We start from the raw sequence: 26,070 nt of genomic DNA on the forward strand, positions 1-26,070 counted from the left end.
TCGTTAGTTTGCTTTATAAAATTGTTGGATAGCTTCGTCGATGTAAACCCAGCCTTTCCAACCTAAGTGCATATGATCTTTTAAGAAGTACTTATCATATTCATGATTTGAGAAATCAGCAATTGGATAGCCAGCTTGCTTAATTTGCTCATGAACTTTATTGTAGTATAATTCGCGTTTTTCTTTCGGGAAGCCAGCGTAATCATACCAAGGACCTTTTACAGGAACAGAAATGAAGAGCGGTTTTGCGCCAGATTGTTTTAATAAATCAAGTACAATTTGTAAATCTTCATATTCTGGTGATTGGTCATAAGCATCATTTTTTAAGTAACCTTCACGTTGCTTTAATTTCTTCTTAATTTTGCTATTGAAGTAATCATCTTCGATACCGTATTCGTTAGAGCCTGATTCTACTGCACCTGTTTGATCAGCATGTTTACGAGCTTCTTCCCAGTTCATTTGTTTCAATGATGGGTCAAGCTTTTCTTTATGCGGCTTAATATTAAACATAACTGTAAATAAATCTTTACGATCTAGAATGTTACGATAAATATAAGCGAAAGGTTTAGCAGCAAGTGCTTTTACTTTATACTTTGTATCATCGTAGGCGATACCTTCAAGTGAAATTTTTAATAAAGTTTCTTTTTTAACAATCTCAAAGTTTAATAAGCGTTTTGCAATTTGTTTTTTCATTTCAGGTTTTAAATCATCGTTGAAAATGAAGTGGTAACCTTGTTGTTTTGAAAAGTTAGGTGCAAAATGTGTCTCATCAATACCTTGTGGTACAAACCATTGCGGAGAAAGAACGAATATCATTTTCTTATCTTTCAATTGATCCATTGTAGATGCGAAGTTTAATACATGTACAAGGTCTTGTGTTCCGCCGCGTCCAAGTAAGAATGGTGTGAACCCTTCAGGCTTTACTTTGAAATAATTCGATGGATGGAAAGCATCCATACGTGCGAATTCCGATGAACCGTACATCGGAAGATATTTCGGGTCTGCTAACATCTTTTGCTGTAAAATCATACTTTGAATCTTTTCTTCTTTTAAAGAAGTCGCAGCTTGTTCTACTTTCTCATCACTTAAAAGTGGGAGTAGGAAGCGCGTAGGAATAAGTAAGAATACAGCAAAAAGGGCCAATGCTAAAAGCATCGGACCAAATTTTACTTTGTTCATCGGATTTCTTCCAACTTTTTAATAACCATATTTGGTGTAGCCCACTCATCGCGGTCAAAATCAGAAATAGAAACTTCAATCTCTAAACGCTCTTGGAATTCTACTAATAAAGATACTACAGCGAAAGAATCAAGAATACCTTCTTCAAATAATTGAACATCTAAGTTTTCTTTCACAATATCGTTTTCACATACTTCTTCTAAAATATCTAATACTTGCTCTTTGAATTCTGCCATTTTTAAAATCTCCTTCATATCCGAATATATTATATGTGCAACTTCTTAATAGAATAAGAAGGGTGCATTAAAAGTATCTGTTAAGGTGTCCAGAGAAAATAAGGAAACCGAAACATACAACGTGGAACGTAATTACAATCGCAAGGACGTGTGTAAATTTATTGTTTGGCCAAAACTTATGCTTCTTGTTTTTTCGTTCGAAAATATCGAATAAGATAAACAAGGCAGCGTGATAAAGACCATAAATAATGTATTGATACACATGCTCACCAGTAATATGCCATATTCCCATGATGAAAAAGTTTAAAAATGCACCGATATACGAAATTGTGTAACGGTTTTTAATTAACTTTTTCTTCGTTGCGAAAAAGACGAAACGCATGTAAATAAAGTCACGGAACCAGAATGATAAACTCATGTGCCAGCGATTCCAGAAGTCTTTAATGTTACGACTAATGAATGGTTTATTAAAGTTTTCTGGAGTTTTAATCCCCATCATATAACTTACACCAATTACAAATGAGCTATAACCAGCAAAGTCAAAGAATAAATATAAGCTATAGCTATACATGTAAATCATATTTGATAGGATTGTATCTTGCTGAGCGAATGCCGGATCCATAAAATATTGCTTTATTAAGTAAGCAATAATAAATTTATACAAGAAACCTTGGAAAATACGGTTTAGCCCTGTATATAGTAAATTTTGATATTCTTCTGCACTAGGTGGCTTTTGAATATCTTTTTGGAATCTGCGGTAACGATCGATAGGTCCCGTTGAGATAGCCGGGAAGAATAAAATGAATTCCCAAAAATTAAAGAAGGAAAGTTCTTTAATTAAGTTATCACGAACTTCAAATACCATTTGTACTGCTCTAAATGTTACATAGGACATTCCTAAAAATACAACAAACTTTAGCTCAGGTACAAACGGTGCGATTTTTGCCAAAATAAGCGGTAAAATCGATAAAATAACAGCTATACAAAACGTGAATGTACTATTATTTTGTTTTCTTAACATTAAATAGCCTTTAATAAGGACATATTGCCAAATAATAAATGCGGCTAACATGATTGCTTGCTTCGGTTTATCAGAGAAGATAATAACAAGCATTACTAATGTTAAAAAGGCATTATATTTACGCAACATTTTACCTTTAAATCCAGCTATGATAGTAGGTATTAATAAAATGCCTACTATAGCGAAAAAATAAAATGATCCATATGCGGTCATGCTGTAACCTCACTCAATAATTTTTTGCGATCTACCTTTCCATTTGGTGTCATTGGAATAGAAGATTGATACATGAATTTACGTGGAATCATGTAGTTTGGTAATCGCTCATTGAGTTCTTTTTTAATTGCAGATGTTAATTTGAATTCTTTTTCAAATGAATGCTCTCCAGGAACAACAACCGCTAATAAATAATCGTATTTTTCACCTTTTTTAATTGGAACAATAACTGCTCCTTCTACGTAAGAACACGCACGAAGGTGATGCTCAATTTCTTCTAATTCCATTCGATAACCATGAAGCTTAATTTGGAAATCAAGACGACCATTATAGAATAGAAGACCATTTTCTACATAGCCAGCATCGCCTGTTTTATAGGCGCGCTCACCATCAATCATGGTAAATGCTTTTTCTGTTAATTCAGGGCTTCCTAAATATCCAACGCTTACGCTTGGACCAACAATTACGATTTCACCCTTTTCACCATCAGGTGCAAGTGTGCCGTCTTCTTTCATAATAAGAAGGCGACAGTCTGATTTACAGTAGCCGACTGGAAGTGATTTGTATTGATCAAGCACTTCTTCTGTAACATGAATACCTGTTACAGCGACAGTAGCTTCTGTTGGACCGTACGTATTCATAATTGTAGCTTTCGGGAAACGCTCAATTAATTTTCTAGCCACTTCATTTGGTAACACCTCACCGCAGAATAAGAATGTTTTCATGTTTGGTAGCATACTCTCAGAGAAAGAAGCTTCCATTAAACACATTTCAGCGAAAGATGGTGTTGAAGTCCATACTTGAATATCCGATTGCTCTAAAGAAGCAAACAAGTCTTTTGGACGTGCAATCATATCTTTATCGATTGCCCAAAGTGTACCACCTGTTACTAATGATGGGTAAATATCCATTACAGATAAATCGAATGAGAAAGGTGCTTGGTTTAAGAATACTTGCCCTGTTTGTAAGTTGAAATCTTCTACAGCCCATTTTGTAAAGCTAACAAGACAGTTATAAGTAATCTGAACCCCTTTCGGATTACCTGTACTTCCTGATGTGTAAATAATGTAGAAGTTCTCATCACCTTTTACCGCATGTTCAGGATTTGGAATGTTCCCTTTATGAGTAAAGAAAATATCTTTTAAGTTGTCTTCACTTACGATACGAACTGGTAAATCAGTTACAGTTACTTCTGTTCCTGATAAAAGTAATTTCGCACCAGAATTTTCAGCGATACGTTGTACGCGATCAGCTGGGATAGATAAATCTACAGGAATGTAAGCATGTCCAGCTTTTACACAACCTAAAAAGTTAATAATCATTTCAGGTTGCATATGGCCATAAACCATAATTGGTGAACGATCATCTGGATACTCAGAAGAAATCCAATGTGCTAACGCATCAGAATCTTCCTTTAATTGTTTGTACGTAATTTTCGCATCTCGCCAAACAAAAGCGGTTTGATCAGGCGTTTCTACAGCCCACTTTTCAATTTGTTCTAATAACTTCATAACGTTCCCACCCTAGAATTCATTGTAAATAAATGTACTTGTGTTTGTATCATGGAATCCATACAACCAAAGTAATGCAAATAAAATTGCAAGGTAATAAACCGTCTTTGCAACCCATTGTGTGAGTGGTTGAGACCATATCTCTTTTAATCTTTCCATGTCGTTCCCTCGCTTAATGAAATAATAGCTCTTTGTAGGTATCATGTCCTACATTATTGTGAAAAAAACAAAATCCCACATTTTAGGTAAAAATAAGTCAAAAGGCTCTTTTCTGATATTAGCACTAAATACTAAAAAAGAAAATCCCTAACTTAGCAATTATATTACATTCAGCATGAATTTGTAATGGGTTTGACATGTAAATAGAAAGTGGATTGTGTGAATACATAAAAGTGGACTATAAGAATACATGAAAATATAATATTTGTTTTTTATTAATCGGTAGAGACTGAGCAAACTTTAAATTACTAGATCTTTTTAAAAGGAGGAAATTATCATGAATAGAGTGTGGAAGAGTCTTATTTCAGAAGAAAATATTATGAAATGGAGACGGCATTTCCATAAGTATCCGGAATTATCGTTTCATGAAAAAGAAACTTCGCAATTTATATATGATACATTATGCTCATTTTCTTCTTTTGAAGTAACGAGACCAACGAAGTACAGTGTACTAGCAATTAAAAGAGGAACGGAACAAGGGAAAGTAGTTGCGATTCGAGCGGATATAGATGCTTTACCAATTCAAGAGGAGACAAGGAAATCTTATGCGTCTGTGAATAAAGGGATGATGCATGCATGTGGGCATGATGCTCATGCAGCTATTTTGTTAAGTACAGCAGAAGCGCTATCAAATATAAAGGAAGATTTTGTAGGAGAGATTCGTCTATTCTTTCAACACGCAGAAGAGGTGTATCCCGGTGGCGGACAAGAAATGGTGGAGGCCGGTGTTATGGACGGTGTCGATTATGTAATAGGTTTGCATGTTATGTCTGGATTAGAAAGTGGGAAGGTAGGAATTGTATATGGCCCTATGATGGCAGCACCAGACGTATTTACAATTGAAATTTTAGGAAAGGGTGGTCACGCGGCACGACCAGAAGAAACGATAGATCCTATTGCTATCGGAGCACAAATTATTACAAATTTACAACATATCGTATCAAGAAATACAAGTGCTTTTATGCATAGAGTGGTGTCAGTTACACAATTTCATGGGGGGATGGCCGATAATATCATTCCAAACAAAGCATCTTTAATGGGAACTGTTCGATCTTTTAATCAAACATTAAGAGAGGAAGCAAAAGAAAAAATTGAGCAAATTGTGAAAGGAATTACAGAAGCGCATGGAGGGGATTATACATATACGTATCGTTACGGATATGATCCAGTTGTTAATAATGAGTACATTACGAAAATAGTAGAAAAAAGTGCGATAAAATTGTTCGGAAATCAGCGTATTGTGCATCTTGAACCTTCTATGGGAGGAGAAGATTTTTCAGCGTATTTAAGAAAAGCACCTGGTTGTTTCATTAAATTAGGAACAGGGAATAAAAATATTGATACTTGTTATCCACATCATCATCCGAAATTTGATGTAGATGAATCAGCTTTAATTTATGGAGTAGAACTATTTTTAGAAACAACGATAAGGTTACTAAAATCATAGAAAAGTATAAAAAAAGGCAACTGCGCTCTATCGCAGTTGCTTCTATTTCTTCCGTCAGAGAGGGCTGAGAAAGAACTATGCTCATTTATAGTATATGAATAGCTAACGGACAAGCTTGTACATTTTAACTATTTTTTTAAAAATAGTTATTGACTTTGATAATCAATTTCAATTAATCTAATGATATAATTGAAATTGATAATTATTATCAATGAAGTAGATGAGGAACCTTAATGAGAAAAACATTTCACCTTTTACGAAGGGGATTAAAAAATAAAGATGTTGATAAGCATATTGAATGGCAACGAAATATAATTCGTTCTGAATATGTAGATGAGAAGAGTACACTTCCAACAGAAAAAGAGATACAAGGTAAAAGGAGAGGTTCAGTTGAGTAAGTTAGTAATGATTTTTGCAAGTATGAGTGGAAATACGGAGGAAATGGCTGATCATATTGCGGGTGCAATTCGTGAAACAGAAAATGAAATTGAAGTCATTGATATTATGGATTCACCAGAAGCTTCTATATTAGAGCAATATGACGGTATTATTTTAGGTGCTTATACTTGGGGAGATGGTGATCTTCCGGATGATTTTTTAGATTTTTATGACGCAATGGATTCTATTGATTTAACTGGGAAAAAAGCGGCAGTATTCGGGTCATGTGATTCAGGTTATCCAAAATACGGGGTAGCGGTTGATATTTTAATAGAAAAGCTGCAGGAGCGCGGGGCAGCAGTTGTGTTAGACGGATTGAAAGTAGAATTAACGCCAGAAGATGAAGATGTAGAAAAATGTTTACAGTTTGGAGCTGAATTTGTAAAACACCTTTCTTAATGGCAGAAGGGAGATGAAGAGCAATTGCATGAAAAAATCGCAATCAAAACGATGACAGATTACCATTTGTATGATTTTATGCGTTGTCCACACAAATTTTATTTCCGTCATATAAAAAGAAGAGAACCATCTTCATTTGAATGGCAACAAATAGCACAAATGATTGTGAATCAAATTATTAATGAATATTACACGCTACCTGCGGGCCAACAAACGAAAATTGTACTTTTAATATTAATAGAAAAGTATTGGAAAAAAGTAAGGGTTAATATGTTTGCTTCAAAGGCGGAGTATTATATTGTTTTAGCGAAGCTAACTGATCACTTATTACAGTTTGTTGAAAGGGATGATAGTCAGACGCCGCCGTTATTTTTATATGAGAAGTTTCAAACATATATGGAAGAGTTAGGTGTTCATATTTCAATGACATTTGAAGTTGGTGAGTGGAGTACAGAATCATTTACAATTAAAAAGTATGTTATTGATGCAAATGAAGAAATGCTAGCTCTTTGTCAGAAGTTAATGACTGTGTTTAGTTATAAGGCTTTCGGCATTCTTCCAGGAAAAATCGAAGTGATTAATTTAATAGAAGGAACTAAGTATGAGTACATTCCAAAACAGGAAGATATTATAACTGGAATGGCTGATTTATTTAGAATGAAAGAAATGTTACAGCAACCTGAGCACTACACAGAGCGTCATTTTCGTTCTGAGTGCATGAGTTGTGCTTTTCGTGGTGAGTGCCAAGTGGAAGAGGAAAAAGAGAAAACGCTGCAGAAGAAAAATATCGTACATTAAAGGATGCAATTTTGCATCCTTTTTATTATTGACATGAAAAGCTTTTCATCATTTACGGTATATGAGTAGCAGATTTTAATAAGAGGAGGAATAATCAATGAAAGATGAAACGAAAGTATTTCAATGGTTAAAAGAACAGAATGCTCCTTTTGGAATTCAACTACAAATTTTACAGGCGTTTCAATTGTATAAAGTTATTGTTGAAATGGATAAAAAGTTAATGATGTATGAGGAGAGAGAGTATAGGGAGAGAATTTAATCTCGTCCCTGTAGTATTGCCTTCAATTGTTCTTTACTCTTGTTTAATTCTATTTCGTTATTTGTTTCAATGTTATAAATAAGGTTATGTAGTAAAGGGCTGTATTGATAAAAGGTAGTGATGCGGTGAATGAGTAATGGGTCGCGGTGAGAAATAACTGCACTGTATTGTTCATATACAGATGTAGTAAACTCATGACCGAAATCATAATATAGCCCAGCAAAATCAAAAGCGGGATCGCCAATTTGAGCATCTCCAAAATCGATAACACCTGAAATGGTTTTGTTTTGGTTGTTAAATAAAATGTGATGATGTGTAAAGTCAGCATGAATAATTGTATTTTGAAAGGTAGATTTAGCTATATAGGAAAAGAAATTTTCGAATAAACGATTTAAGGCTGACTTCTGTAATGAAGTAAGACTGTTAGTAAGATATTGATTTAATTTTGTGTGTAGTTCTTTCCAGTAGGTAAGTGTTTTTTCGATAGGGAATCCTAACGTTTCAGCATGCTTTAAAGGAATGCTATGTAAAGCCGCAAGGAAAGTGGATAATTGTGTAATAATTACTTCAAGTTCTTTTTTCTCTAACTGGGCAACTATTTCAGTTTTTAACGGTTTACCATGAATGAGAGGATAATAGCTACAAAATGGAACAGTATCACAATTATTCTTATACAATACGCGATACTTAGGGACTTCGATTCTTTGTAATGAATGAGAAAGAATGGTACACAGCTCCTTTTCTAACGGAATTCGCTTTGCATATTCAAGTTTTCTCGGAAAACGAAACAGTAGCTCGTCATTTATAATCACCGCTATATTATCCCAGCCCTCTTCATTTTGCGCATATGAATGTATAGAAAGACCGGGCAGAGCTTCTTTTATATATTGTTTGTAAGAGTCCATAATTGTTCCTCGTTTCTAAGTTAAAGGTAGGTTATTCCACTTTATGATATCAGAATTTTCTTTCTATATGTTAAAATATAACTATCATTATGGAGGAGGTCGGGGTGTATTACGAAGAAAAGAATATTAATCATTTCTCTATGTATCGTTTTTGGATTGTTTTGGTCATATAAAGAGGAGGTTTTTGCCACCTTTAAACCGATAGATCGCTACGAGTTAAATAAGGAATTAAAGAACAAAAGTATAGAAACTTTAACTCATAAAGAAAAGAAAAAGGTAGGAGAACACTTTGTGACAGCGCAACTAGCAGTGTTTGAGTTTAATAATAAAGAAGATGTGAAACGAAAAGGTGAAGAAATATTTGTAAATAGAGGGTATGAACAGTTAATAGAAAATTATTACCCAAACCGTTTTCGGGATTTAGAGTATAAATTTACAAACGAGGAGATACGTGAAGAGACAGATGAAAGTTTTCGCTATCATGCTGTAGCGTACGTTGCTGGTACTGAAAATGGTAAGAGAAGTGAAATGAAATTAAATTATGACATGAAAATTGTAAAGGTTAATAATATATTTAGGGTGTTAGATCAAAAGCAGTACGTACAATGAAAAATCCCTCAAGGAGAAGAGGGATTTTAAAGATTTTCATTTTGTTGCCCAAGTTCTTTTTGAGCAATGTATAAATTTCCTTGCTCAACTTGTTTCAGTGTATGAACAGAATCTCCTGCATATCCTTTTTCTGTTTTAACAGTTCTTTTTGAACGATTTGAATCTTGTTTCTTCATGTAATAGACCACCTTTCCTTAAAAATAGACGAAAATGATGAGCACGAGTAATACAGCTGCGAAAATGGTAATGCCCATTAAAAAAGAAGTATTTTTATATTTAGGTGGCTTATGTACATCTTGCCGATATCCAGGTGAAATTTCAGGGGCGAATTCTTCATCGAATGATTGTTTCTTTTGTTTTTCGTCCATATTGTATCCACCTTTCTTTTTCATTATGTTACACGTTACAAGAAAAAATATGCATGAAGAAAACAGCCGCTATATCATTAGCGGCTGCTTTGCGTTGTATATTTTCTTTGTACTTGGAAGAGACGGATAAGCAGGAAGATTGCTCCAAATGCTAGACCGATAATAAGACCGATCCAATACCCTTTTGCTGCCCAGTCAGTATAAGTTGCTAACATGTAGCCAAGAGGTAGACCTATTACCCAATAAGCTATTAATGTCATAATTAAGGCAACATTTACGTCTTTATAACCACGAAGTGCTCCTTGTACTGGAGTTGCAATCGCATCTGAAATTTGAAATAAAATCGCGAATATAAGAAATTCTTTAGCTAAATGATGGACATTTGCATTTGTCGTATAAATAGAAGCAATTTCATCATCAAAGAAATAAAGAAGGATTGAATATAAAAGAGCGAAAGCAAGGGCTAATCCAATTCCGATAAATCCATATTGTTTCGCATTATTGTATCGTTTTGCTCCAACTTCAAATCCAACTGCTATCGTCATTGCCATTGCTAAACTTAAAGGAGTCATATATAACAAGGAAGCAAAGTTCATAGCTGCTTGATGTGCTGCTATTGTTGTCGTACTAAAATTGCTCATCATAAGTGTTACCGCAGCGAAAATACTCGTCTCAAAAAAGATAGCAAATCCGATAGGGACACCAAGTTTCAGGAATTCCTTCCAGCTCGTAAAGGAAGGGCGGTATAACTGTTTAAAGATATTGAAAGAAGCGAAAGGCTCTTTCGTACGAATAATAATGACGGTAATAATTAAAATACACCAATATGTTGCTGCAGAAGCGATTGCCGCACCAACACCACCGAGTTTTGGAAAGCCAAAGTGACCAAAAATTAATAAGTAATTTAATACTACGTTAATTGGTAATGATAGTAATGTAATAATCATCGTTGTTCGAGTTTTTCCTAATGCATCAATAAATCCACGTAAGACGGTGTAAGTAAATAAAGGGATAATTCCAATCGCGATAATACTTAAAAATTGTGCTGCAATACGTTCCACAGGTTCTTCTAATTGCATGCCATTTAAAATAGGTGAAACAGCGAAGAATCCGATAAGGATAACAACGAAACTAGCACAAATTGCTAAATATACTGCTTGTATGACAATGTGGGGAACGTCCTCCTTTTTCTTTGATCCAACGAGCTGTGCAACAATAGGAGTAGTAGCCATTAAAATTCCTGTTAAGCCGGTACTAACGGGAAGCCATATACTTGTCCCGATAGCAACACCCGCTAAATCAATAGGACTTGCATGTCCTGACATTGTCGTATCAAAAAAGCTCATCGAAAATAATGACATTTGCGTTACAAAAATCGGGAAAAAGAGTAATAAAAATTGCTTTAACTTTTGTGAGAATGAAGTAGTTTCTTTCATAAAATCCCCTTTCAACGTAAAAAACAAACTCTTATTATCATACAATTTAATCAAAAAATAGAAAAGAAATAAGCGTATACAACAAATGAAATCAATAAAAAAAGGATGCACTTTGAAAAGGGATAAGGTATTATGATAAGGTGTGAAAAAATTACATATTCGTTATTAAGGAGGCACTACTTGTGGCTGATTGGTTAATTGGATTAATCATGGGTGCTGTTGAAGGTTTAACAGAGTTTCTACCAGTTTCATCAACAGGACATATGATTTTAACAGGTCATTTACTTGGATTCGACGATGAGAGAGCGAAAGTTTTCGAAGTTGTTATTCAGTTGGGATCGATTTTAGCAGTTGTTGTTATATTTTGGAAACGTTTATGGTCATTAGTTGGAATAGGGAAAGTAACTGATGGACCATCTTTAAATTTATTACATATTATTATCGGGATGATTCCTGCCGGCATACTCGGCGTATTATTCCATAGTGCAATTAAAGAAGTTTTATTCGGTCCAGGACCGGTTGTTATTAGCTTAGTAGCTGGTGGTATTTTAATGATTGTTGCTGAGAAGTTTTCAAAACCAAGTACAGCAAGAACGTTAGATGAAATCACATATAAGCAAGCATTTACAATCGGAATGTTCCAATGTTTAGCACTTTGGCCAGGATTTTCTCGTTCTGGTTCTACAATAAGTGGTGGTTTATTAGCACGTGTTTCGCATACAGCGGCAGCGGAATATACATTTATTTTAGCGGTGCCAATGATGGTAGCTGCAAGTGCCTTAGATTTAATTAAAAGCTGGGATATATTAAGCGTAGCTGATATACCGTTATTTGCAACTGGATTTATTACAGCATTCGTTGTTGCGATGCTTGCAATTGTTTCATTCTTAAAATTATTAGGTCGTGTAAAACTAACACCGTTCGCTTATTACCGTTTCATTTTAGCTGCGGTATTCTATTTCTTCATTATGTAAGAATAAATTGTCAGCAATACCCTATAGAATAGACATTTGAAAAAAGTCTATTCTATAGGGTATTTTTTTATAGCGAGAGAAAAATAAAACTTTTACCTTCAATTACTTGTATTTCACCATGTGAAATATGCCATAATGATTTCGTTATAATAATTTTAAGGAAATCGATAGGGTATTTGAGATGGGCAGTTTAGTGAGTTTTGCAATAGAAATAGTAATTCCAGCACCAATTGATGTTGTATTTGATTATGTAAATAATGACGAGAAAATAATGGAATGGAGTACCTTCATGGTAGAAAATAGGTATCCTCCAAACGTAGATGTAAACAATCTTCGTGAAGGTGATAAATATATATCCGTGCAAAAGATGGGGAAGAAAATATATGAGTTTGAGGCGGAAATTTTAGAGTGTGAAGCACCTTATATCGTATCAATTGGATGTGAAATGAATCAAGGCTATACAGCCGCAACTTATATGTTAGAAGAAGATGAAGAAGGTACATCGCTTACCTTAATATTAGAATTTGAACCGAAGAATTTTTTATATAAGATTATGTATAAGTTGACTGGATGGATGACACGTGCAGTATATATGGGTGAAATGGAACGTTTAGCAGAGTGCGTAGATGCTGCACATTCTCAAAAAAAAGTAGTAAAATAAAAAAACTGCCGAGTTCGGCAGTTTTTTTATTTTACTACTTTTTCAATCATGCTTTCCATTACATGTTCCCAAAGAGAAGTATCATCAGCTAATGTAGCACGGAAATTAGCGTACATTTCTTTTTGTTTTTCCTCGAATGTTGGATCTTCTTTTTCAGGCAATGTAGCACGCATGGAAGTTACTAATTCTTGTACTTTTGGAGCGCGTGGTCCCCAAACGGCTTGTTCATTTCCATCTTTATCAATGAAAATAAAGATTGGAATCGCACGTGCAGTTCCGTTTGTTAAGTATTGATCCATTAATTCTAAGTTTTCATCACGAATTAATAATCGCATATCGATATTTGCAACTTCAGAAATTCGTTTCATAACAGGTACGCATAAAAGAGCGTCACCACACCAATCAGCTGTTAATACGATAACGCGCCAGCCGTCATTTTGGCGTTTTTCTAATACAGGAAGTAATTCATTTGGAATTAAAAAGTTATTGTAAATGTGTAGTAGCTCGTATTGGTTTACTTTCATTTCATTCACATATGTATCAAAGGACATACCTTTATCAGCCCATTGTTGTAAGTTCATAAGTAACACCTCTTTAGTATGATTTGTTTTTATTGTACCAATTTTTATATAGAAAAGCTTGTATTCTTACTCTTTCTTATCACTTAATAATTTATTTAGTGTGAAAAGGAATAGTGCGACATATAATTCAGCTGTATTTGACATTTGTACGCTCTCTATCCAGTCGTCAGCGGTATGAATGACGAACCAATCTAACGTAATTTCAATAATGGAGAGAAGAGCAATCGAGAGCCAATTAGGCATACTTGTCATCATTGGATGTAGGAGTACTTTAAAGAAAATGAATATAAAATATGTAAGACCATCTAAGAAAAGGATAAGTAAAAAAAAGAGTAGTAGAGCTGTTCGTGATGAATATTCTATACCTGTGATTTGAAAGATTCCTACATATACAAAGAATATAAATGCAAAGAATATAATGAGAATAAGAATAACAAAACCAATAATAATAGTCTTATCTTTTAGACTGAGATTAGAAAACTTGTCTTCTTCACTCACTATTCCAACTCCTTTTTCTGGAAATTAACTTCATTGTAACATGAAATATATATTAAAAAAGTACGAATTATGGGAAAATAAGGTGACAAAAAGTAAGATTTCATGTAAAATTATTAATAAGGTTTTTATTTAACTAAATGAAATAAAAGGGGCTGTCAAAGTTGTCTCAAAATAGAGAGCAATTAATGGAAGAACTATCGACAAATGTTTTTTCTATGTTTCGCACGTTGCGTAATGATATTGGAAAAATATTTGGTGGTTACATACCGTGGAATGAGTTCATTGTCCTTAGAATATTGAACCGCACGAATAAAGAAATGGTATCACGTGTAGCTAATGAGTTAAATGTGTCGAATAGTCATATTACAGCCGTTACAGAAAAATTAATTAATAAAGGCTTTGTAACTCGTTCACGTTCTACATCAGATCGCCGAGTTGTATATTTAGAGATTACAGAACAAGGGAAAGAGTTAGTTGCGAAAATGGAAGGTGAGAAAAAGAAATATTTACAAGAAAGATTCTCCTCACTTTCAGAAGAAGAAATGAATGTAATGATATCTATTTCTAAAAAACTTATTTAAGTAGTTATAAACAAGAAAACGCTTACTTAACACAGAAGAAGACCTTCCTCATATATGGAAGGTCTTCTTCTGTGTGTAATAGATGATAAAAAATAAAATGTGTATGAAAAAAGATAGAGCGCCATACTACTAATAAAGGAAGGAGGGGGAAATATGACGAATCGTAATGGTAGTCAAGGAAGTGGAAATCAAGGTTCACCAAAATCAGGGCAATTCCAGCAGGAGTTTAGTGCTGAATTTGAAACAGGTAATGATAACAAAGGAAAAGAATATCGTTCGAAAAAAGGAAGCAAATCAAAAAAGGAGTGAATCATTTCACTCCTTTTTGATTTAAGATGCTGCAGATTGATCCGTATTATATTTTTCTTCTGATTTTGAAACAATCATTGCACAAATTGCATCGCCAGAAATATTGACCGCATTCTAGACATGTCTAGAATGCGGTCAATACCGATAATTAAAGCAATACCCTCTACTGGTAGATTTACTTGATTTAAAACCATCGTAAGCATTACTAGTCCAACACCTGGTACACCTGCAGTACCGATACTAGCTAGTACAGCAGTTAATACAACCATAGCTAATTGCTGAAATAAGCGAAGAGAGTTAAATTATGTATTGGGAAAATAAAATAGACCATCACATGATGGTCTATAGGGAAGGGGACAATTTATGTCAATTTAATTAGGGATGGAAAGCTGTTCAAGACACTGGGGAATGTCTTATAAATTAGGGAGGAACAGCTCCGATACATATACTATAAAAGATAGATGTGACCTAGATGTGAACATAGAGTGAAAGAGAGAGGGAGTTTTAAGTAAGAAGAAAGAGAGAATAAAAAAATAAGACCATCACATATAGGATGGTCAAGGAAGGGGACAATTTATGTCAATTTAATTAGGGATGGAAGCTATTCAAAGACACTGGGGAATGTCTTATAAATTAGGGAGGAATAGCTCCGATACGTATACTATAAAAGGTGGATGTGACCTAGATGTGAACATGGAGTGAAAGAGAGAGGGAGTTTCAAATAAAAGATAGAAAGAACAAAAAAATAAGACCATCACATATAGGATGGTCAAGGAAGGGGACAATTTATGTCAATTTAATTAGGGATGGAAGCTATTCAAAGACACTGGGGAATGTCTTATAAATTAGGGAGGAATAGCTCCGATACGTATACTATAAAAGGTGGATGTGACCTGGATGTGAACATGGAGTGAAAGAGAGAGGGAGTTTCAAATAAAAGATAGAAAGAACAAAAAAATAAGACCATCACATATAGGATGGTCAAGGAAGGGGACAATTTATGTCAATTTAATTAGGGATGGAAGCTATTCAAAGACACTGGGGAATGTCTTATAAATTAGGGAGGAACAGCTCCGATACGTATACTATAAAAGGTAGATGTGACCCTCGTGTGAATTTGGAGTGAAAGATATGGGGATTTGAAAAGGGATATAATAGAAAATATTCTTTTGTAAAACGATAGGAGTCTGAATAGAAATAAAAGTTGAAATCTATGAAAAAAAGGATTATGCTCAACTATATTATAAGAATATAAGGTTTATTCCGCTACTTGTAGGCTCTTAAAGAGTCTTTATTTATGAGGGGATAAAAGCTTCACTTGATAAAGGGAGTTAGTGATATGGAAGTAGCAAAAAAACAAGGGTTGTATAATCGCTTTATACGATTAAATCCACCACAAATTTTAGCATTAGGCTTTTTTTGTTTAATTGTGGTCGGAGGATTGTTATTAAAGTTACCGTTTGCAACGAAAGTACATATTAGTTGGGTAGATGCTTTCTTTACAGCTACGTCGGCAGCGACTGTAACCGGTTTAGGTGTTGTAGATACTGCAAGTACGTTTACGATGTTTGGTGAAATTGTTATTATGTTTTTAATTCAAACGGGTGGTCTCGGTCTTATGACGATTGCCATTTTAATAGTTTGGGTATTAGGTAAAAAAATCGGTTTACGCCACCGGTTATTAATTGGAGAAGCATTTAATCAAACAAATATTGGTGGTCTTGTGAAATTAGTGAAACGTGTCTTTATTTTTTCTATTTGTATTGAGCTAATTGGAGTTATCTTTTTATCGATTCGCTTTATTCCAGAGTTTGGTTTTGGAAAAGGTTTATACTATAGTATTTTTCACGTTATTGCGTCATATAATAATGCTGGCTTTGCGCTTTGGCCAGATAATTTAACAAGATATGTAGGAGATCCTATTATTAATATTGGGATTTGTTCTTTAATTGTAATAGGAGGATTAGGGTTTACGGTATTAATTGATATATGGTATAGCCGTAGTTTCCGAAAATTATCACTGCACTCCAAAATCATGATTGTTGGAACGATAGCACTTAATGTTATTGCGATGATTGTGATTTTTGTATTGGAATATAATAATGTGAAGACTTTGGGACACTTATCTTTAAATGAAAAGTTATGGGCTTCGTTCTTCCAAGGAATTACACCTCGTACAGCCGGTTTTAACACGGTAGATTATGGGGGGATGGAAGAGTCATCGATACTATTTACGATGGTATTAATGTTTATTGGTGCGGGAAGTGTATCGACAGGCGGTGGGATTAAGTTAACGACATTTGTTATTTTAATTACATCAGTTCTTTCTTTCTTTAGAAAGAAAGAGGATTTTGTTTTATTTCAGCGTACTATTAAAATGTCGACAGTAACGAGAGCATTAGCAATTGTCGTTGCTAGTCAAATACTTATTTTTACAGCGGTATTTGTATTAATGCTTACAGAAGATTTCAGTTTTATTCAGTTATTATTTGAGACAATTTCAGCGTTTGGCACAGTAGGGTTAACGATGGGGATTACTGCGAAGCTATCGGCGTTTGGAAAATGTATTATTATGTTTGTTATGTTTTGTGGATTAATCGGACCGTTAACACTTGTGTTCTCTTTGGCTCGACCAGCGAAACAAAAAATTAAATATCCATCAGAAGATGTATTTACAGGATAAGGTATCCCGCATAAAGCGAGATACCTTTTTCTTTTTAAAAAAGAGAGAACAATAAACCAATAAGCGCCACTCGGAATAAAATCGCAATGAGTGCAGCGATACCGCCAATAATCGCTGCGGTGCCACCAGTTACAGTAGCCCCGCGATTATAAGCGTAAATACCGAGTAAAACAGACACAAGACCAAATAGTGTTGGGAATGTGAATAGTGATAATATTGCTAAAGCAAGAGCGATAAAACCAGCAGTCGATCCAGCTGCAGATGATCTTACATCATCGTTATCTTTATCATCATAATCAATACGCTGTGGTGCAACTTCAGCTGCGTATTCTTCTTTATAGTCACTATAATCACTATCTATTCGATCTCTTTTTTTATATTCATCAAATTTCTCAGTCAAAGTAAGGACTCCTTTCATAACAAGGTTCAATAGTAGTATGTTTCTCTTTACTGTTTTTATCCCGCTATTTGCGGGCAGTAAGACTCCCACCTCAAAATTCGGCTGGAGCGAAGAAGTTAGGTGGGAGTCGGGCTGCCCGTAAACGCCCGATTGGTGAGGGCTAATAATCAGTGGGGGATGAACAAAACCTCCACTGATTAAAGTTTCACTTTATCCGAACTTGTACAGGGAGTAATATCCAATCGGAAAGTGAAAAATGTTTTTTCAAAATAGGAAAACTTAGTATGACTTCCTCTATTTTGGAAAGTATAAAAAAGAATAATGAGGAAAGGGTGTAGTACATAATGGAACATCCAATTGAAAATTTAATGAAAACAGCAATGACAAATTTAAAAGAGATGGTAGATGTAAATACGATTGTTGGAAGTCCGGTTTCAACAGCTGACGGAAATGTAGTATTAACAGTATCTCAAGTGGCTTTTGGTTTTGGAGCTGGTGGAAGTGACTTTAAAGGGGATTTTATTTCTGAAAAACATAATGGCGGACAAGGGCAGCATAAAGAGAACAAGCAAAGTCATCCATTCGGAGGCGGAAGCGGGGCTGGGGTTTCTATTAGCCCAGTTGCTTTTTTAGTAGTTGGATCTAACGGTGTGCAAGTATTACACCTCAATAGTAGTACACATTTAATTGAAAAGGCTTTAAATACTGTACCAAGCACTGTAGATAAATTTGTAAATGGTCGCCAAAAGTGAACTTGCATTTTTTAGGAATTATGATATATTAGAAAAAGTGCGCTTTAGGATGATCGGAATAATTGAACTGTAAATATATATGATGTGTGGAATAAGGGAGAGGAATTTATGATTAATATCAAAAACTTAGTAGTTGGCTTATTTATGTTAGTAAGCGGTTTTGTTGTATATGTAATAAAAGAAAAAGCTCCATTCTAAAACAGACAAACCGTTAATGTCTGTTTTAAATTTGTAAAAAATGTTGACAAGTTATTGTATTGGTGTTAAAATTTTAATTCGTGTCTCGGTTAAAGCTAGTGTAAAGTAAATAAATCTTATGAATATAATACGAAAAGTTTGCGAAAGATCGGGTAGTCTTACCAACAACTTTTGTGAACAAACCCTATAAATTGTATATGTAAGCTTTATATGTATACTAGTGAATCAAGGAGCGGTCAGTGGAACCGTAATGATGAGAGAGAGGTAGGGCTTTCATCCAGTATATGTTACTTTCCCGTTAGGTGAATATAAAAAAGAGGGCTCCTTTTGAAAAGGAGCCCTCTTTCTATAGATAAATTGAAACTATAATCAGTGTGAACATTCCTTTTACATGTTAGCTCGCAAATAACGTGATAAAAATGATTAAGTGCGGTTTTCAACTTGTTGACAAATTTCATCTGTTGTTAAACCATGTGCTTTAATTACAGATCCTTTTATCGATGCATCTGCAATACCCATCATATTAGAATCTTGCCCGGTTACAACGCAACAATCGCATCCATGTGCATCATTTTCAGAGTTAAGTGAAACGACTTCATGTCCTTGTTGCTGAAGAGCTTGTTGAACATCTGTTAAAGAGTTCTCAACGCCAATTCTAGCCATAATTTTCACCTCCTACCATCTAGTTGCTAGTATGCTCAAGTCCATAGCATATATTTATGAAAAGATGGTAGGAAGAGATTATTTGTTTAGTCGTTATATACACCAGTAAGCATTTGACTAACGAATTGATCATTTAATGTATCTTGTGCTGAACTGTTATTAGATTGAATATCGATTGAAGCTGTATAGTTGTTATGTTTCCTGCCATTTGGTTCTACTTCAACGTAATTATCGAATTTACAAAACCCTTTCGTATCCATTAGATCGAATAGTTGTAGCATTTCTACTACCTCTTGTCTCGTTCCTTTAATTTGTACACACGCCATTTTAATTTCCTCCTTCAATTTGACAAATTGTTTTTTAAAAATAGGATTATGATTACTAAATGAAAAATATGAATGTTATTTTTAGACAGCGTTATTTTTGTTATTTTCCCCCTTTTTCACCAAAAGTCGTCGTATATTCCCGAATTTATAAAATCGGACGTCCGTTTATTGAATACAATAGATTCGTATCAATTGGCGAAAACCCTTCTTTTAAACAAATATTTTTTTAGTAGAATTTGGCGAAAAAAAATTTTTGGATTTTTGTAAACGTTAACAATGTTGTTAAATCAATATAATCAAAGATGTACGTACGATTAAAAATTAGAAATTTTCTAAAAATTCACTTGATTTATTTGAAAAGGAGAGTAAACTAGGAAACAATAAAAAACTCATAGAACATAGGGGGCGCTTTCAAGTGAACGAGCAGTGGATTTTCTTAAATGGAGAATTTGTTCCAAAAGACGAAGCAAAGGTTTCAGTATATGATCATGGCTATTTATATGGCGATGGAGTGTTCGAAGGAATTAGGGTATATAGCGGTAATGTTTTCCGTTTGAGAGAGCATCTTGTCCGGTTATATGAATCAGCGAAATCCATCATGTTAGAAATTCCATATACGTTAGAAGAAGCAATGAAAATCGTTGTTGAAACGATTCGACAAAACAAACTATCTAATGGATATATCCGCCTCGTTGTATCAAGGGGACCTGGGAATTTGGGATTAGATCCCGATTCTTGTACGAAACCAAATGTAGTAGTAATTGCAGAGCAATTATCTTTATTCCCACAAGAATATTATGAAAAAGGGATTCCGATTATAACAGTTGCAACGCGTCGTAATCGCCCGGATGTTTTATCGCCTCAAGTAAAATCTTTAAATTACTTAAATAATATTTTAGTTCGCATTGAGGCGAAACTAGCTGGAGTACAAGAAGCACTTATGTTAAATGACCAAGGATATGTAGCTGAAGGCTCTGGAGATAACGTATTTATTGTGAAGGGAAATAAATTAATTACACCACCAAGTTCTGCTGGAGCGTTAGAAGGTATTACACGAAACGCGATTTTAGAAATCGGCGAAAAACTTGGATATGACGTAAGAGAAGAATTATTTACAAGGCACGATGTATATGTAGCTGATGAAGTGTTTTTAACAGGAACAGCTGCTGAAGTAATTGCTGTTACGACAGTAGATGGAAGAACGATTGGTTTAGGGAGAACAGGGCCACATACGAATCGTTTATTAGAAGAATTCCGTAAATTAGTTGTAGAAGATGGAGAGAAAATTTACGAAGAAAATAAAGTTGGATAATAGCTCTTTATGACATGATAAAGCGTTGATAGGGAGGAGTAGTTGACTGTGAAGCCTCACAGAGAGTCGGTGGTTGCTGGAAACCGATGGTTCACGTCGACGAACATCACCCTTGAGTGCTAAGCTGAAGTGTTTATTTAGGCTTAGACGGTAGCTCCGTTATTAGCTAGACTCATATCCCGAGTCACTGAGGCAAGAGTAATCTTGCAAAGAAGGGTGGTACCGCGAAATCTTTCGTCCCTTCAGCACATAGCTGGAGTGTGGACGTAGGATTTTTTTATTTTATAAATGGTTTAAAAAAGGGGGCTTATAAGAAAAATGTCTTCAAAAACGGAAGAGAAACTGGCAACTGGTGCACAGCTATTGTTAGAAGCGCTAGAAAAGGAAGAAGTAGAAGTGATTTTCGGGTATCCAGGTGGTGCGGTTTTACCTCTATATGATGCGCTTTATGATTGTGAAATCCCGCATATTTTAACGAGGCATGAGCAAGGTGCAATTCATGCTGCTGAAGGATATGCAAGAATTACAGGGAATCCAGGAGTGGTAATTGCAACAAGTGGACCGGGTGCTACAAATGTTATTACTGGTTTAGCTGACGCGATGATTGATTCATTACCGCTTGTTGTATTTACAGGGCAAGTAGCAACAACGTTAATCGGAAGTGATGCTTTCCAAGAAGCAGATATTATGGGGCTTACGATGCCGGTGACAAAACATAATTATCAAGTGCGAAAAGCATCGGATTTACCCCGAATTATTAAAGAAGCATTTCATATCGCTAGAACAGGAAGACCGGGCCCAGTCGTAATTGATCTTCCGAAAGATATGGTAGTAGAGCAAGGCGAGAGATGTAGCGACGTACAAATGGATTTACCAGGATACCAGCCTAATTATGAACCGAATCTACTACAAATAAACAAATTATTACAAGCGATTGAGGTCTCAAAAAAGCCATTAATTTTAGCTGGAGCAGGTGTATTGCATGCGAAAGCATCGAAAGAATTAACAAGCTTTGCTCGCAAATATCATATTCCAGTTGTTCATACATTACTTGGTCTTGGCGGGTTTCCGCCAGATGATGAACTATTTCTAGGGATGGGAGGAATGCACGGTTCATACACCGCAAATATGGCGTTATATGAATGTGACTTACTTATTAATATAGGTGCAAGATTTGATGATCGTCTTACTGGGAATTTAGCTTATTTTGCTAAAGAAGCGATTGTCGCACATATAGATATTGATCCAGCGGAAATTGGGAAAAATGTGCCGACTGAAATCCCTATTGTTGCGAGCGCGAAGCAAGCATTAGAAGCTATACTCACTTTTAAAGAAGGGGAAGTAGATTACAATGATTGGCTTTCGTTATTGAATAGTAGAAAAGAAAAATATCCTCTTTCTTACAAAGAACATGCAGAACGTATTAAACCTCAATATGCAATTGATATGCTATACGAAATTACGAAAGGAGAAGCGATTGTAACAACAGATGTTGGGCAACATCAAATGTGGGCAGCTCAATATTATCCATTGAAAAACCCAGATAGATGGGTAACTTCTGGGGGATTGGGAACAATGGGCTTCGGGTTTCCAGCAGCAATAGGTGCACAAATCGCAAAGCCTGAAGAACTAGTTATTGCAATTGTCGGTGATGCTGGATTTCAAATGACCTTGCAAGAACTTAGTGTGTTGAAAGAGCATTCTTTACCGGTTAAAGTTTTTATTTTAAATAATGAAGCTTTAGGGATGGTAAGACAATGGCAAGAGGAATTTTATAATAGGCGATATTCGCACTCCTTACTTTCATGCCAACCAGATTTTGTCGCACTTGCCAATGCATATGGCATAAAAGGTGTTCGTATTGAAGACCCACTTCTTGCAAAGCAACAATTACAGTATGCAATTGAATTAAGAGAGCCAGTCGTAATTGATTGCCGCGTACTTCAATCTGAAAAGGTTATGCCGATGGTTGCACCAGGGAAAGGGGTTCACCAAATGAAGGGGGTGGAGAAAAGGTGAAGAGAATTGTAACAGCGACAGTTCGAAATCAAAGCGGTGTGTTAAATCGAATTACAGGTGTTATGACACGTAGACATTTTAATATTGAAAGTATTTCAGTAGGTCATACGGAATCATCGGATATTTCGAGAATGACGATTGTTGTACACGTTGAAAATGAACAGCAAGTTGAGCAGTTAATTAAACAACTTCATAAGCAAATCGACGTACTGAAAGTATCAGATATTACAGAAGAAGCGATGATCGCTAGAGAACTTGCACTTATTAAAGTAGCAACGTCTGTAGCAAGAGCAGAATTATATAGTTTAATTGAACCATTTCGAGCCACTGTAATAGATGTTGGGAAGGATTCCATAGTGGTGCAAGTAACAGGTACTCAGGAGAAAGTAGAAGCGTTAATTGAATTACTTCGTCCATACGGTTTGAAAGAAATTGCTAGAACAGGTGTAACAGCATTTACACGTAGTATGAAAAAACAAGATAAACAAGTTATGTTAATTCAATAATTATTTAAAAAATAGGGGGAAATGAAAATGGCGAAAGTTTATTATGAAAAAGACGTAACGGTAAATGTATTAAAGGAAAAGAAAGTAGCAATCATCGGATATGGATCGCAAGGCCATGCGCATGCACAAAACTTACGTGATAACGGATTTGATGTAGTAGTTGGACTGAGGAAAGGGAAGTCATGGGATAAGGCGAAAGAAGACGGATTTTCTGTATATACAGTAGCGGAAGCAGCAGAAAAAGCGGATGTAGTAATGATTCTACTACCTGATGAATTACAGCCAGAAGTATATGAAGCTGAAATTGCACCAAACTTACAGGCAGGTAATTCTCTTGTGTTCGCACATGGCTTTAATGTTCACTTTGATCAAGTAAAACCGCCAGCTAATGTAGACGTATTTCTAGTAGCACCGAAAGGTCCAGGACATCTAGTACGTCGTACGTTTGCAGAAGGGGGAGCTGTTCCTGCATTATTTGCAGTATATCAAGATGCAACAGGAGTTGCGACTGAAAAGGCACTTTCATATGCAGATGGAATTGGGGCGACGAGAGCAGGTGTATTAGAAACAACGTTTAAAGAAGAAACAGAAACAGATTTATTCGGAGAGCAAGCTGTACTTTGCGGCGGAGTGACTGCACTTGTAAAAGCGGGATTTGAAACGCTAGTTGATGCTGGCTATCAACCTGAACTTGCATATTTTGAATGTTTACATGAACTGAAATTAATTGTTGACCTTATGTATGAAGGCGGACTTGAAAATATGAGATACTCAGTTTCAGATACAGCGCAGTGGGGTGACTTCGTATCAGGTCCACGTGTTGTTACTGAAGATACAAAGAAAGCGATGGGGGAAGTATTGGCAGAAATTCAAGATGGTACATTTGCAAGAGGCTGGATTGCAGAGCATAAAGCAGGAAGACCAAATTTCCAGGCGACAAATGAGAAAGAAAATGAACATGAAATCGAAGTAGTTGGACGTAAATTACGTGAAATGATGCCTTTTGTACAGCCGCGAGTAAAGGTAGGGATTAAATAATATGAAGCAGATTTTGTTCATGGATACGACGCTTCGTGATGGCGAACAATCACCAGGAGTTAATTTAAATGAACAAGAGAAATTACAAATTGCGAGGCAACTAGAGAGACTTGGTATTAATGTAATGGAAGCTGGATTCGCAGCGGCTTCTGAAGGTGATTTTCAATCGGTAAAACGTATCGCAAATACCATTCAAAATGCTACTGTTATGAGTTTAGCTAGAGCAAAGGAAAGCGATATTCGAAGAGCATATGACGCAGTGAAAGGTGCTGTCTCTCCTCGATTACACGTATTTTTAGCTACGAGTGATATTCATATGAAATATAAGCTGTGTATGTCGAAAGAAGATGTATTAGATAGTATTCATCGCTCGGTTACACTTGGAAAATCATTATTTCCAACAGTGCAATTTTCAGCAGAAGATGCGACAAGAACATCGAGAGCATTTTTAGCTGAAGCAGTAGAAGTAGCGATTCGTGCAGGAGCGAATGTAATCAATATTCCTGATACAGTTGGATATACGAATCCAGAAGAATATTATTCTCTTTTTAAATACTTAAAAGAATCCGTTCCTTCGTATGAAAAAGCAATTTTCTCTTGTCATTGTCACGATGATCTTGGGATGGCAGTAGCGAACTCGTTAGCTGCAGTTGAAGGCGGAGCGTTACAAGTAGAAGGAACGATTAATGGAATTGGAGAAAGAGCAGGAAATGCAGCCTTAGAAGAAGTCGCAGTTGCTCTCCATATTAGAAAAGATTTCTATGAAGCAGAGTCCTCTATGACGTTAAAAGAAATTAAAGCGACAAGTACATTAGTAAGTCGTTTAACAGGTATGGTTGTACCGAAAAATAAAGCGATTGTTGGAGCAAATGCGTTCGCTCATGAATCAGGTATTCATCAAGATGGTGTTTTAAAAGAAGTGACGACATATGAAATTATTGAACCGGCGCTTATAGGTGAATCTCAAAATCTATTTGTACTTGGAAAACATTCTGGACGTCACGCATTTACGGAAAAAATGAAAGAATTAGGCTACGAATTTACAAACGAAGAACGAGATGCGGTGTTTGCAGCATTTAAAAAATTAGCTGATCGAAAAAAGGAAATTACAGAAGAAGATTTACGTGCGCTTATGCTTGGTGAAGCAGCATTTTCGGCACAACAATATAGCATTACGCAATTGCAAGTACACTTCGTATCAAATAGTACACAGTGTGCAACGGTTGTACTAAAAGATGAGGAAGGGAATATGTACGAAGATGCAGCAACTGGTTCTGGAAGTATTGAAGCAATCTATAATGCAATTCAAAGAATTTTAGGATTAGAATGTGACTTAGCGGATTATCGCATACAATCTATAACGCAAGGTCAAGATGCACTTGCACATGTTCATGTTGAATTAAAAGAAGGAACTCATCAAGTATCAGGTTTTGGTGTTGCGCAAGACGTATTAGAAGCATCGGCGAGAGCGTACGTTCATGCGGCGGGAAAATTAAAATCTTTTATTACTCTTGTGAAGTAACTGTTTGAT

At 35.4% G+C, this 26,070-nt stretch carries 32 protein-coding genes, 1 pseudogene and 1 other annotated feature; of the genes and pseudogenes, 18 read left to right on the forward strand and 15 right to left on the reverse strand.

Annotation, left to right across the window (positions count from 1 at the left end; translation table 11 throughout):
• Positions 1-3: 3 nt before the first annotated feature.
• From dltD to NSQ47_RS01785, 5 genes are all read right to left on the reverse strand, one after another.
• A complete protein-coding gene (gene dltD / locus NSQ47_RS01765) occupies positions 4-1,179 on the reverse strand; it encodes a D-alanyl-lipoteichoic acid biosynthesis protein DltD (protein WP_002158703.1) in 1,176 nt (391 codons plus the stop codon).
• A complete protein-coding gene (gene dltC / locus NSQ47_RS01770) occupies positions 1,176-1,415 on the reverse strand; it encodes a D-alanine--poly(phosphoribitol) ligase subunit DltC (protein WP_002011622.1) in 240 nt (79 codons plus the stop codon). Before dltC ends, dltD begins: the two co-directional genes overlap by 4 nt.
• Before the next feature lie 67 nt (positions 1,416-1,482).
• Positions 1,483-2,649: a D-alanyl-lipoteichoic acid biosynthesis protein DltB gene (dltB, locus tag NSQ47_RS01775; RefSeq protein WP_002158702.1), complete on the reverse strand. Its 1,167-nt coding sequence runs from the start codon at positions 2,647-2,649 to the stop codon at positions 1,483-1,485.
• Positions 2,646-4,160 carry a D-alanine--poly(phosphoribitol) ligase subunit DltA gene (dltA, locus tag NSQ47_RS01780; RefSeq protein WP_002158701.1) on the reverse strand — a complete coding sequence of 505 codons (1,515 nt, stop codon included), beginning with the start codon at positions 4,158-4,160 and terminating at the stop codon, positions 2,646-2,648. The genes dltB and dltA overlap by 4 nt, the downstream gene beginning before the upstream one ends.
• Before the next feature lie 12 nt (positions 4,161-4,172).
• Entirely contained in the window at positions 4,173-4,319 is a 147-nt protein-coding gene (locus tag NSQ47_RS01785; RefSeq protein WP_002011626.1) for a teichoic acid D-Ala incorporation-associated protein DltX, read from the reverse strand.
• 337 nt (positions 4,320-4,656) lie between these two features.
• Between NSQ47_RS01785 and NSQ47_RS01790 the strand changes: the two genes are divergently transcribed.
• From NSQ47_RS01790 to NSQ47_RS01810, 5 genes are all read left to right on the forward strand, one after another.
• On the forward strand, positions 4,657-5,826 hold the full coding sequence (locus NSQ47_RS01790; protein WP_341035941.1) for an amidohydrolase: 1,170 nt from the start codon (positions 4,657-4,659) through the stop codon (positions 5,824-5,826).
• A gap of 233 nt (positions 5,827-6,059) precedes the next feature.
• A complete protein-coding gene (locus NSQ47_RS01795; protein ID WP_002158699.1) occupies positions 6,060-6,224 on the forward strand; it encodes a hypothetical protein in 165 nt (54 codons plus the stop codon).
• Positions 6,217-6,663 (forward strand): flavodoxin, encoded by a 447-nt coding sequence (locus NSQ47_RS01800; protein ID WP_071151091.1) that lies wholly within the window; start codon positions 6,217-6,219, stop codon positions 6,661-6,663. The genes NSQ47_RS01795 and NSQ47_RS01800 overlap by 8 nt, the downstream gene beginning before the upstream one ends.
• A 24-nt stretch (positions 6,664-6,687) precedes the next feature.
• Entirely contained in the window at positions 6,688-7,461 is a 774-nt protein-coding gene (locus NSQ47_RS01805) for a hypothetical protein (RefSeq protein WP_341035943.1), read from the forward strand.
• Between the two features lie 97 nt (positions 7,462-7,558).
• Complete coding sequence (locus tag NSQ47_RS01810) at positions 7,559-7,720, forward strand: hypothetical protein (protein ID WP_002149564.1); 162 nt, start codon at positions 7,559-7,561, stop codon at positions 7,718-7,720.
• Here the strand turns inward: NSQ47_RS01810 and NSQ47_RS01815 are convergent.
• Positions 7,717-8,625, reverse strand: a complete 909-nt coding sequence (locus tag NSQ47_RS01815; RefSeq protein WP_341035945.1) for an aminoglycoside phosphotransferase family protein — start codon at positions 8,623-8,625, stop codon at positions 7,717-7,719. The genes NSQ47_RS01810 and NSQ47_RS01815 overlap by 4 nt on opposite strands.
• Before the next feature lie 108 nt (positions 8,626-8,733).
• On the opposite strand from NSQ47_RS01815, the gene NSQ47_RS01820 reads away from it, so the two are divergent.
• The gene (locus tag NSQ47_RS01820) at positions 8,734-9,234 is read left to right on the forward strand and encodes a biotin transporter BioY (RefSeq protein WP_340826878.1); all 501 of its coding nucleotides are present in this window, start codon (positions 8,734-8,736) and stop codon (positions 9,232-9,234) included.
• Between the two features lie 26 nt (positions 9,235-9,260).
• Here the strand turns inward: NSQ47_RS01820 and NSQ47_RS01825 are convergent, their stop codons facing one another.
• The 3 genes from NSQ47_RS01825 to NSQ47_RS01835 form a co-directional block, all read right to left on the reverse strand.
• Positions 9,261-9,410, reverse strand: coding sequence for a hypothetical protein (locus NSQ47_RS01825; RefSeq protein WP_000743737.1), 150 nt, complete (start codon positions 9,408-9,410; stop codon positions 9,261-9,263).
• Between the two features lie 18 nt (positions 9,411-9,428).
• Complete coding sequence (locus NSQ47_RS01830) at positions 9,429-9,602, reverse strand: hypothetical protein (RefSeq protein ID WP_000343684.1); 174 nt, start codon at positions 9,600-9,602, stop codon at positions 9,429-9,431.
• A gap of 77 nt (positions 9,603-9,679) precedes the next feature.
• On the reverse strand, positions 9,680-11,038 hold the full coding sequence (locus NSQ47_RS01835) for an MATE family efflux transporter (protein ID WP_002158693.1): 1,359 nt from the start codon (positions 11,036-11,038) through the stop codon (positions 9,680-9,682).
• Between the two features lie 182 nt (positions 11,039-11,220).
• Between NSQ47_RS01835 and uppP the strand changes: the two genes are divergently transcribed.
• Together uppP and NSQ47_RS01845 are read left to right on the forward strand one after the other, a co-directional pair.
• Positions 11,221-12,012, forward strand: coding sequence for a bacitracin resistance undecaprenyl-diphosphatase (uppP, locus tag NSQ47_RS01840; protein WP_002158692.1), 792 nt, complete (start codon positions 11,221-11,223; stop codon positions 12,010-12,012).
• Between the two features lie 193 nt (positions 12,013-12,205).
• Positions 12,206-12,673 carry an SRPBCC family protein gene (locus NSQ47_RS01845; protein ID WP_341035947.1) on the forward strand — a complete coding sequence of 156 codons (468 nt, stop codon included), beginning with the start codon at positions 12,206-12,208 and terminating at the stop codon, positions 12,671-12,673.
• 26 nt (positions 12,674-12,699) lie between these two features.
• Here the strand turns inward: NSQ47_RS01845 and NSQ47_RS01850 are convergent, their stop codons facing one another.
• Both NSQ47_RS01850 and NSQ47_RS01855 read right to left on the reverse strand, forming a co-directional pair.
• Positions 12,700-13,287, reverse strand: coding sequence for a thioredoxin family protein (locus NSQ47_RS01850; protein ID WP_131229869.1), 588 nt, complete (start codon positions 13,285-13,287; stop codon positions 12,700-12,702).
• Between the two features lie 33 nt (positions 13,288-13,320).
• On the reverse strand, positions 13,321-13,752 hold the full coding sequence (locus tag NSQ47_RS01855) for a YrvL family regulatory protein (protein WP_341035949.1): 432 nt from the start codon (positions 13,750-13,752) through the stop codon (positions 13,321-13,323).
• Between the two features lie 161 nt (positions 13,753-13,913).
• Here NSQ47_RS01855 and NSQ47_RS01860 point away from each other — a divergent pair, with 161 nt between their 5' ends.
• Both NSQ47_RS01860 and NSQ47_RS01865 read left to right on the forward strand, forming a co-directional pair.
• Positions 13,914-14,333 carry a MarR family winged helix-turn-helix transcriptional regulator gene (locus NSQ47_RS01860; protein ID WP_002158687.1) on the forward strand — a complete coding sequence of 140 codons (420 nt, stop codon included), beginning with the start codon at positions 13,914-13,916 and terminating at the stop codon, positions 14,331-14,333.
• 153 nt (positions 14,334-14,486) lie between these two features.
• The gene (locus NSQ47_RS01865) at positions 14,487-14,642 is read left to right on the forward strand and encodes a hypothetical protein (RefSeq protein WP_002149538.1); all 156 of its coding nucleotides are present in this window, start codon (positions 14,487-14,489) and stop codon (positions 14,640-14,642) included.
• Positions 14,643-14,663: 21 nt separating this feature from the next.
• Here NSQ47_RS01865 and NSQ47_RS01870 read toward each other — a convergent pair.
• Positions 14,664-14,920, reverse strand: a pseudogene (locus tag NSQ47_RS01870) (dicarboxylate/amino acid:cation symporter); the annotation flags it as partial.
• Positions 14,921-15,981: 1,061 nt separating this feature from the next.
• On the opposite strand from NSQ47_RS01870, the gene NSQ47_RS01875 reads away from it, so the two are divergent.
• Positions 15,982-17,325 (forward strand): TrkH family potassium uptake protein, encoded by a 1,344-nt coding sequence (locus NSQ47_RS01875; protein WP_002140965.1) that lies wholly within the window; start codon positions 15,982-15,984, stop codon positions 17,323-17,325.
• 34 nt (positions 17,326-17,359) lie between these two features.
• Here the strand turns inward: NSQ47_RS01875 and NSQ47_RS01880 are convergent, their stop codons facing one another.
• Positions 17,360-17,725 carry a hypothetical protein gene (locus NSQ47_RS01880; protein ID WP_002158683.1) on the reverse strand — a complete coding sequence of 122 codons (366 nt, stop codon included), beginning with the start codon at positions 17,723-17,725 and terminating at the stop codon, positions 17,360-17,362.
• 344 nt (positions 17,726-18,069) lie between these two features.
• Between NSQ47_RS01880 and ytfJ the strand changes: the two genes are divergently transcribed.
• Together ytfJ and NSQ47_RS01890 are read left to right on the forward strand one after the other, a co-directional pair.
• The gene (gene ytfJ, locus NSQ47_RS01885; RefSeq protein ID WP_002030645.1) at positions 18,070-18,477 is read left to right on the forward strand and encodes a GerW family sporulation protein; all 408 of its coding nucleotides are present in this window, start codon (positions 18,070-18,072) and stop codon (positions 18,475-18,477) included.
• A gap of 108 nt (positions 18,478-18,585) precedes the next feature.
• Entirely contained in the window at positions 18,586-18,675 is a 90-nt protein-coding gene (locus NSQ47_RS01890; protein WP_000608227.1) for a hypothetical protein, read from the forward strand.
• 423 nt (positions 18,676-19,098) lie between these two features.
• Here NSQ47_RS01890 and NSQ47_RS01895 read toward each other — a convergent pair whose 3' ends face one another.
• On the reverse strand, positions 19,099-19,338 hold the full coding sequence (locus NSQ47_RS01895; RefSeq protein ID WP_002158681.1) for a YkuS family protein: 240 nt from the start codon (positions 19,336-19,338) through the stop codon (positions 19,099-19,101).
• An 86-nt stretch (positions 19,339-19,424) separates the two neighbouring features.
• Positions 19,425-19,664 carry a DUF3911 family protein gene (locus NSQ47_RS01900; RefSeq protein WP_002158680.1) on the reverse strand — a complete coding sequence of 80 codons (240 nt, stop codon included), beginning with the start codon at positions 19,662-19,664 and terminating at the stop codon, positions 19,425-19,427.
• A 415-nt stretch (positions 19,665-20,079) separates the two neighbouring features.
• Here NSQ47_RS01900 and ilvE point away from each other — a divergent pair, with 415 nt between their 5' ends.
• The 5 genes from ilvE to leuA all read left to right on the forward strand — a co-directional run bounded on the left by ilvE (position 20,080) and on the right by leuA (position 26,061).
• Positions 20,080-20,976, forward strand: coding sequence for a branched-chain-amino-acid transaminase (gene ilvE, locus NSQ47_RS01905; RefSeq protein ID WP_002030649.1), 897 nt, complete (start codon positions 20,080-20,082; stop codon positions 20,974-20,976).
• Positions 20,977-20,992: 16 nt separating this feature from the next.
• Positions 20,993-21,221: a binding site (T-box leader), on the forward strand.
• 73 nt (positions 21,222-21,294) lie between these two features.
• Entirely contained in the window at positions 21,295-22,995 is a 1,701-nt protein-coding gene (ilvB, locus tag NSQ47_RS01910) for an acetolactate synthase large subunit (RefSeq protein ID WP_341035952.1), read from the forward strand.
• Positions 22,992-23,501: an acetolactate synthase small subunit gene (gene ilvN / locus NSQ47_RS01915; protein ID WP_000822949.1), complete on the forward strand. Its 510-nt coding sequence runs from the start codon at positions 22,992-22,994 to the stop codon at positions 23,499-23,501. The genes ilvB and ilvN overlap by 4 nt, the downstream gene beginning before the upstream one ends.
• A gap of 27 nt (positions 23,502-23,528) precedes the next feature.
• Entirely contained in the window at positions 23,529-24,539 is a 1,011-nt protein-coding gene (gene ilvC / locus NSQ47_RS01920; protein WP_002158678.1) for a ketol-acid reductoisomerase, read from the forward strand.
• 1 nt (position 24,540) lies between these two features.
• Entirely contained in the window at positions 24,541-26,061 is a 1,521-nt protein-coding gene (gene leuA, locus NSQ47_RS01925; protein WP_002158677.1) for a 2-isopropylmalate synthase, read from the forward strand.
• The last annotated feature ends 9 nt before the right edge of the window (positions 26,062-26,070 follow it).

Origin of the sequence: Bacillus sp. FSL R10-2780 (assembly GCF_038006125.1) — a bacterium.
GTDB classification, from domain to species: domain Bacteria; phylum Bacillota; class Bacilli; order Bacillales; family Bacillaceae_G; genus Bacillus_A; species Bacillus_A cereus_U.